Raw genomic sequence first — 7,718 nt, forward strand, 5'->3', positions numbered from 1 at the left:
CGCTAGCGCGCCAGCACGATCGACACCTGGATCTGGCCGCGCGTGCGCAAGACTTCCAGCGCCACGTCGTCGCCGTGGCGGCTGACGCGAAGATCGACGCTGGATTCGCCGAGCCTGAGATCGCGCAGGATCACCTCGTTGAGGAACGCCGGCAGATGCGGGTTGCGCAGGCGAATCTCGCTGCGCGCCACGTCGAACTCGATGCCGAGCGCCGCCTCCAGCAGCGTGAACGGCGTCGCGCTGGCCCAGGCCTGCGGCGCGCAGGCGACCGGATAGAGCGTCGGGCCGCGCCGCTTCTCGCGCCGGAAGCCGCAGAACAATTCGGGCAACCGGCGCAGGTCCATATAGGTGGCGGCGTCGAACAGCCCCTTGAAGACATGCGCGACCGAATGCTTCAGGCCGTAGCGCGCGAGCCCGAGCGCGATCAGCGCGTTGTCGTGCGGCCAAATCGACCCGTCATGATATGACATCGGGTTATAGCGCACTTCGCCCTGCGCGACGGTGCGGATACCCCAGCCCGAGAAGAAATGCGGCCGCATCAGATCGGCGGCGACGAGGCGGGCACGGTCCTCGCGGATCATGCCGCTGAACAGCACCTGGCCGGCGTTCGAAGTCCGCACCTTGCAGGGCCGCTTCCTGCCGTCGAGGGCGAGCGCGTAGGTGCCGAGCTCCTCGCACCAGAATGCCTTCTCGAAGCGCTCGGCCAGCGTCCTGGCTTCGGCCTCGAGCTTGCGCACGCGGTCCGGCTTGCCGAGCCGCAGCGCGCAACGCGCGGCGAGCAGCTTGGCGGCGTAGACGTAGCCCTGGACTTCGGCGAGCGCGATGTTGCCTTCCGCAAGCTGGCCGTCGGCATGGAAGATCGCGTCGTAGGAATCCTTCCAACCCTGGTTGGCGAGTCCCTTCTCTGTGGCGCGCTGGTATTCGACGAAGCCGTCCTGGTCGGGATCGCCGGGACCGTCGATCCAGGCCAGCCCCGCCTCGATCGCCGGCCATAATTCGATCAAGGTCTTCTCGTCGCCGGTCCGTTCGAAATAGCTCCCGGCGAGCAGGACGAACAGCGCGGTCGAATCGACGCTGCCGTAATATTGCGCGAACGGCACCTCGCGCAGCGCCGCCATCTCGCCGCCGCGCATCTCATGCAGGATCTTGCCCGGCGCGGCATCGGCGAGCGGATCTGTCGCCTTGGCCTGGAAATGCGCGAGCCGGCGCAAGACGCCCTTGGCGACGCGCGGATCGACCCACAGCATCTGGAGCGCGGTGATCAGGCCGTCGCGGCCGAACGTCGTCGAGTACCAGGGAATGCCGGCATAGGGATAACGCCCCTGCGGCGTCTCCGTCATCAGCATGTTGAGGTCGGCCATGGCCTGGCACAGCACCTCGTTGAAGATGTTATTAGAGGTCTCGATGCTGGCGGCGCCCATCGTGGACCGGCGCATCTCGCGGCGATGGGCGAGCAAGCCCCTGAAGAAGCGTGCGGGCTTCTCGGCGACCGGACGGTTGCAGGATACGGCTACGAACAGCGATTTCGATTCATGAGGGTCAAGCTCGAGCTGCCAGGTCGCGGCATTCACCGACAGCCGCGTCGGACGCGGGTCGAAATGCAGGCCCGTAGTGCGCTCGGTGTCGTCGAGGCCGCGATATTCGAACAGCACGTCGGTCGGCCCGAGCAATTTGCTCGTGCCGGTCCCGCGGCGCGGACGGCGCTCGCCGCGGACCTCGAACAGATCGGCAAAGTCGTTGTCGAACAGCAGCGTCAGCTCGAAACTGGCGCGGCCGTCGCCGTGGTTCTGCACGCCGATGCGCTGATAGGCCGTGCCGCGCCACAGGAAAATCGTGCGCACGATGTGCAGAAGGTCCTTCTGGAAGACGAGGCGGCCCTGCCGGTAGATGTCGGGATTGGTGAGATCGACGGTGAGCGCCGAATTGTCGTCGCGCAGGTTGGAGCCGAGCAGCAGCGGCTGGAGATCGTCGAGCACGAGCTCCAGCCGCGCCAGATAGCGGGTGTCGTAGTGAAACAAGCCGTCCGGCCCGCCGGCCGACGCGCCGATGTCGCCATGGCTGTCGAGCACGATAAAGGTGTCGTCATGTTTCAGGGACCGCCGCGGCCGCGCGGCGGGCCCCGTCATCGGAATGTAGAACGTCTGCTCCGCGACGGCCTCCACCGTCTGCGATACGGAGATGATCTTGGTTACGGCTTCGGCTGCCATGAGCTGCTCCCCTGCGCCTTGTTTCGAAACGCAACCAACGCGAACGCGACTGTTGGGTTTACGCGGCGAACTTCGCGAGCCGGCTCATCTCCTGCGTCACCAGCTCACGGTAGGGACCGTGACCCTGCATCAGTCGGTCGGGCGCGCCGTCCTCGATGATCTTGCCAGCCCTCAGCACCACCACGCGGTCGAAATTGCGAAGCGTCGCCAGCCGATGCGCGATCGCGATCACCGTGCGGCCGCGCATCAGGCGGGACAGCGCCTCGCGGATGGCCTCCTCCGATTCGCTGTCGAGCGCGGCGGTCGCCTCGTCCAACAGCAGGATCGGCGCATCCTTCAAAAACGCGCGCGCGATGGCGATGCGCTGGCGCTGCCCGCCGGACATCTTGACGCCGCGGTCGCCGACCATGGTGTCGAGGCCATCAGGCAGGCTCTCGACGAAATCGCAGCGCGCCGCGATCGCCGCGCGCAGTACCTCGTCATCGGTCGCGTTCGGCCTACCATAGCGGATGTTCTCGCGGATGGAACGGTGGAACAGGGAAATATCCTGGGGCACCACGGAGATCGCCTCGCGCAGGCTGAGCTGCGTGACCTTCGAAATGTCCTGTCCGTCGATCGTGATGCTGCCTTCATCGGTGTCGTAGAAGCGCTGCAGCAGCGTGAACAACGTAGACTTGCCGCCGCCGGATTGACCAACCAGGCCGACGCGCTGGCCGGGCTGGAGCCGCAGGCTGAAGCGCTCGAAGATCTTCTCGCCGCCGGGATAGCCGAAGGTAACGTTATTGTACGCGATCGCCGCGCCGCTCTTCACCAGCGGCTCGGCGTCGGGGTGATCGCGCAGATCGTGCGGCACCAGCAGCGTGGCGATCGCCTCGGTCAGTCGCGCAACGTGCTGGGTGACGTCGACCAGCGCCACCGCGAGGTCGCGCGTCGCGCTCAGGATGGAAATACCGAGCGTACAGACCAGCACCACGTCGCCGGTCGTCGCCTCGCCATGCTGCCAGAGCGTGACTGCCCAGGCCATCAGCGCGATCGTCAGAAGCACGGTCACTGCGGCATGCAGCAGCCGCAGCTTTTCCAGATAACGCAGGCTGCGGCTCCGCGCGGTCAGTTCCCGGTTCACCGTCGCGTCGAACCGCTCGTGCTCGTGGCCGATACCGCAGAAGGCACGGACCAGCGGCATGTTGCTGATGACGTCGATCATCTCGCCGTCAACCACGGCGGCCTTGTCGGCGAAGTCGTCGTGCAGCGGCTTGCCCGCCGCGGCGAGACGGAACATCGCAACCACCATGCCGCCGGCAATCACGATCAGGCCAAGCGCCATGTAAGGACTGACGGTTCCAATCAGGGCGATTGCCGCAATTGTGGCAATGCAGGGCGGCAACACGTTCCAGACGAACATGTTCTCGACCGTGAACACCGCGTTCGACGTCGCGGTGATGCGGCTCGTCAGCATGCCGGGCATCCGGTCCGAGAAGTAGCTGGGCGCGTGTCCGGTCAGATGACGAAATATGTCACGCCGTAAATCACCCGTGACACGAACGAAGGTGAAACTCGCCGTCCAGCTCGCGATCCGCCACAGGAAGTTGTCGGCGGCGATCAGCGACATGAGTAAAATGAATGCCAGCCATACGCCGCCGCCTTGCGAAGGACCCGCTGACAAGGCGTCGACGAGCGATTTGACCCCGTATTGGGTGCCTACGGAGCAGGCAACCGCTGCAACGACCGCGGCCAGGATCACCAGATGCGATGCGATTCGCATCCGAAGATAGCGCAAGACAAAGGCAAATGGCCTGCGCGCGTATCCAGAAAGATGATCCATATGGCTATCGCCCCGTTATGCTGATTTTCGTTTTGTTACTGATCGACTGAACATCGACCTCGTCGCCTCGGTTCCCGGGCCGGGCGATCACGACATGCGGATGCGGACGATCTGAGAAGATGTCGTGGCAGCATCGAGACGACCCGCGGACGTGTCGAAGATGTAACGTTCGGAGGAAGGAACTTCGCAAGTGCGGGAACGTTCCCTTGTCTGGCATGCCGGTGCCGTACTGGCGGGGGGTTTCAACCTTTATGATCGCAAAGGAGATGGTGAGATGCGCATCGCGCAGGTAGCTCCGTTGACGGAGGCTGTTCCACCCAAGCTGTATGGCGGCACCGAGCGGGTGGTGCATTGGTTGACGGAAGAGTTGGTGGCCCTTGGGCACGACGTGACTTTGTTCGCCAGCGGCGATTCACGGACCTCGGCCAAGCTGGATGCACTGTGGCCGAAGGCACTCCGTCTCGACGGTTCCGTGCGCGATCCAAACGCCCTGCACATGGTGCTGCTGGAGCGCGTGCGGCAAAAATGTGACGACGAGGAGTTCGACTTCCTCCACTTCCATCTCGACTATTATCCGTGGTCGTTGTTCCACCGCCAGCCGACGCCGTTCCTGACCACGCTGCACGGCCGGCTCGACCTGCCGGAGCATCAGCCGGTGTTCAACACCTTCTCCAAGATGCCCGTCATTTCGATCTCTAATGCGCAGCGACGGCCGGTGCCGCAGGCGAACTGGGTGACGACGATTCATCACGGTCTTCCGGAGAATTTGCTGACGCCGAAGCCGGCGAAACAGGAATATCTCGCCGTGCTCGGCCGCATCGCGCCCGAGAAGGGCGTCGACCGCGCCATCAAGATCGCGACCCATTGCGGCATTCCGCTGAAGATCGCGGCCAAGGTCGATCGTGCCGACCAGGATTACTACGACGAGCTGATCCGGCCGATGATCGAGAACAATCCGCTGGTGGAGTTCATCGGCGAGATCAGCGATCACGAGAAGTCGGACTTTTTGAGCGGCGCACTCGGCCTTCTGCTGCCGATCGACTGGCCGGAGCCGTTCGGCCTCGTGATGATCGAAGCCATGGCCTGCGGAACGCCGGTGGTTGCCTTCAACCGCGGCTCGGTGCCGGAGATCATCGACGAGGGGCTGACCGGCTTCGTCGTAGAGGACATCCTCAGCGCAGCCGGCGTCGTCAATCGCCTTCCGCAACTCGACCGCACCGCGATCCGCAAACAGTTCGAGACGCGTTTCACGGCGCGGCGAATGGCGCTGGATTACCTCGCCGCCTACCGCAGCCTCGCTGAGGAACAGTCGCCGCGGATCAAGCTGGTGAGCAGCGCGGAGTAAGCTAGCCAACCAACGGCGTCGCAGACCAATCAACAGTGTCGTCCCCGCGTTCGCGGGGACGACAGCGGAGTGTGACGTCCTCAGCGCGTCAACACGGCCTTCCCTACCTCACCACCGCCCGCTTCGGCTCCACGATCTCGAACATGCGCGGGAATTCGTCCATCAGGTCCATCAGCTCGGCGAGTTTCATCGGGTTGCCCGACAGCTTGACCCTCCCTGCAGCGACGGCTTCCGGAAAGCTCGTCAGCTTGGCGATCACCTCGTCGAGCGTTGCGCGCGTCAGCGTGAAGCTGGCATCGGCGCCCTCCACCTGCACGCCCTCGGTGTAGGTCAGCGCGCAGTTCTCCAGATTGAGCACGAAGGTCTCGCCGGTATCGGAAAAACTCCAGTTCAGCACGACGTGCTTTCCCTCCGCCTTCGGACCGTTGAGGCGGATGCCGAGCACGTCCCAGAGCTGCGAGGTGCGCAGCGCCGCCAGCGTCTCGCGCGGCATCGGCGGGCGCGCCGGCACCTTCGGCATGCCCTGGCGCAATTCCTGCGCACCGAACAGATAGGCGTTGCGCCAGGTCGCGCTCTCGGCGACGTAGCCGAGCTGCTCCAGCGTGTCGGCGAGCAACGCGCGCGCCGCCGCATGATCGGGCTCGGCGAAAACGAGATGGCCGAGCACTTGGGCGACGAAGCGGAATTCCCCCTTGTCGAAATCCGCACGTGCCCGCGCCAGGATCGCATCCGCCCCGCCCATATACTGGACGTATTTCCTGCCTGACTCCACCGGCGGCAGCGGATCGAGATTGACCGGGTTGGCATCGTACCAGCCGAGATATTTCTGGTAGATCGCCCTCACATTGTGCCGGATGTGGCCGTAATAGCCGCGGCCGTGCCAGGCGCCTTCCAGGCTCTTCGGCAGCTGGATCGTCTCGGCGATCTCCGCCGCGGTGAGGCCGTGATTCATCAGGCGGATGGTCTGGTCGTGCGCGAATTTGTAGAGGTCACGCTGCTGCCGGATCATCGTGCCGATGCGCTCAGCTCCCCACACCGGCCAATGATGCTGGCCGCACATCGCCTCCGCCTTGCCGTCCCAGAGCTGCAAGGCCTCGCCCAGATATTTTGACCAGGCGAGCGCGTCGCGCACGTCGGCACCGCGGAACGGCAGCAGATTGTGGAAATTGTGCGTGCAGTTCTCGGCGAGGTTCAACAGCTTGTAGCGTGGGATGAAGAAATGCATCTCCGCCGGTGCTTCGCTGTTCGGCGCCATCTGGAATTCGAATTCGACGCCGTCGATGACGCGCCTGTCGCCGGTCGCCATGATCAAATCGGTCGGGCGCAGCAGCGCGACGGAGCCTGCCGCCATCGACTTGCCGAGCCCGCAATCGACCTGCCCCCGCGTCCCCTTGGCGAGCAGCGGCCCGAACTGGTACTGCGCCCGGCGCAGCATCGCGGGGCCCGCGATGATGTTCTCGGAGACGGCGTGCTCCATGAACAGGTTCGGCGCGATGATCGGCACGCGGCTAGTCGCGAGTGCGTCTTCCTCCAGCACGCCGCGCGCGCCGCCCCAATGATCGGTGTGGGTGTGGGTAAAGATGACGGCCGCGACGGGCTTTAGGCCGCGATGCCTGAAATAGAGATCGAGCGCGGCGCGGGCACCTTCGATCGAGGTCAGCGTGTCGACGACAATGACGCCGCTGTCGCCTTCGATCAGCGTCATGTTGGCGATGTCGAGCCCGCGCACCTGGTAGACACCGGGCACGACCTCGAACAGGCCGTGCTGCATGTTGAGACGCGACTGCCGCCACAGGCTCGGATTGACCGTGGGTGGCGCCTCTTCGGTGGACAGGAAGCCGTAAGGCGCGAGACTCCAGACCGTCCGCCCTTGCGGGTTCGTGATCGTCGCATTCTCGATCGTGCCGAGGAACCCGCGCGCGGCGTCGTCGAAATCCCGCGTGTCGGAAAACGGCAGCGCGTTCAGCATCGCCGCTTGCTGGGCGATGACGGACGGCGTCGCGTCCTTTGGCTCGCTGCTGGGTTCTGTCATGCTTGCTCCTCCCCGCCGGTTGCGCGGCATCTAACCGCATCTGGCGGGTGATTGCCATCGCCGGCGGCAACACGGATGCTGTCCCCTTCTCCCCCTGTGGGAGAAGGTGGCGCGAAGCGCCGGATGAGGGGTATCTCTCCGCTCGCGAGAGCGTCCGCGAGGATAGATACCCCTCACCCGTCTCGCCGCTACGCGACGAGCCACCCTCTCCCACAAGGGGCCTGTTGCGTAATCCGCCAGTTGTGATTCCCTAGGGCAAAGCCTTGGAGGTATCGATGGCGGTGAAGCGGACAGGACAGCCGAGCTTTGTAG

General features: G+C 64.7%; 4 protein-coding genes. 1 reads left to right on the top strand and 3 read right to left on the bottom strand.

All coding sequences use genetic code 11. The annotated features are described in order from the left end of the window. Nucleotides 1-2 precede the first annotated feature (2 nt). Complete coding sequence (locus GGD62_RS20340) at nucleotides 3-2,207, bottom strand: amylo-alpha-1,6-glucosidase (RefSeq protein WP_183231496.1); 2,205 nt, start codon at nucleotides 2,205-2,207, stop codon at nucleotides 3-5. A 58-nt stretch (nucleotides 2,208-2,265) separates the two neighbouring features. Beyond that, nucleotides 2,266-4,029, bottom strand: coding sequence for an ABC transporter ATP-binding protein (locus GGD62_RS20345; protein ID WP_092259756.1), 1,764 nt, complete (start codon nucleotides 4,027-4,029; stop codon nucleotides 2,266-2,268). A gap of 274 nt (nucleotides 4,030-4,303) precedes the next feature. Between GGD62_RS20345 and GGD62_RS20350 the strand changes: the two genes are divergently transcribed. Beyond that, nucleotides 4,304-5,374 (top strand): glycosyltransferase family 4 protein, encoded by a 1,071-nt coding sequence (locus GGD62_RS20350; RefSeq protein WP_183709797.1) that lies wholly within the window; start codon nucleotides 4,304-4,306, stop codon nucleotides 5,372-5,374. A 103-nt stretch (nucleotides 5,375-5,477) separates the two neighbouring features. Here GGD62_RS20350 and GGD62_RS20355 read toward each other — a convergent pair whose 3' ends face one another. Next, the gene (locus GGD62_RS20355; RefSeq protein ID WP_183709799.1) at nucleotides 5,478-7,406 is read right to left on the bottom strand and encodes an alkyl/aryl-sulfatase; all 1,929 of its coding nucleotides are present in this window, start codon (nucleotides 7,404-7,406) and stop codon (nucleotides 5,478-5,480) included. Between the last annotated feature and the right edge of the window lie 312 nt (nucleotides 7,407-7,718).

This window comes from Bradyrhizobium sp. ERR14, from assembly GCF_014198235.1.
GTDB lineage: Bacteria > Pseudomonadota > Alphaproteobacteria > Rhizobiales > Xanthobacteraceae > Bradyrhizobium.

Coding starts and splice junctions, on each gene's coding strand:
- GGD62_RS20340 (WP_183231496.1), bottom strand. CDS start 2,207: ATGGCAGCCGAAGCCGTAACCAAGATCATCTCCGTATCGCAGACGGTG.
- GGD62_RS20345 (WP_092259756.1), bottom strand. CDS start 4,029: ATGGATCATCTTTCTGGATACGCGCGCAGGCCATTTGCCTTTGTCTTG.
- GGD62_RS20350 (WP_183709797.1), top strand. CDS start 4,304: ATGCGCATCGCGCAGGTAGCTCCGTTGACGGAGGCTGTTCCACCCAAG.
- GGD62_RS20355 (WP_183709799.1), bottom strand. CDS start 7,406: ATGACAGAACCCAGCAGCGAGCCAAAGGACGCGACGCCGTCCGTCATC.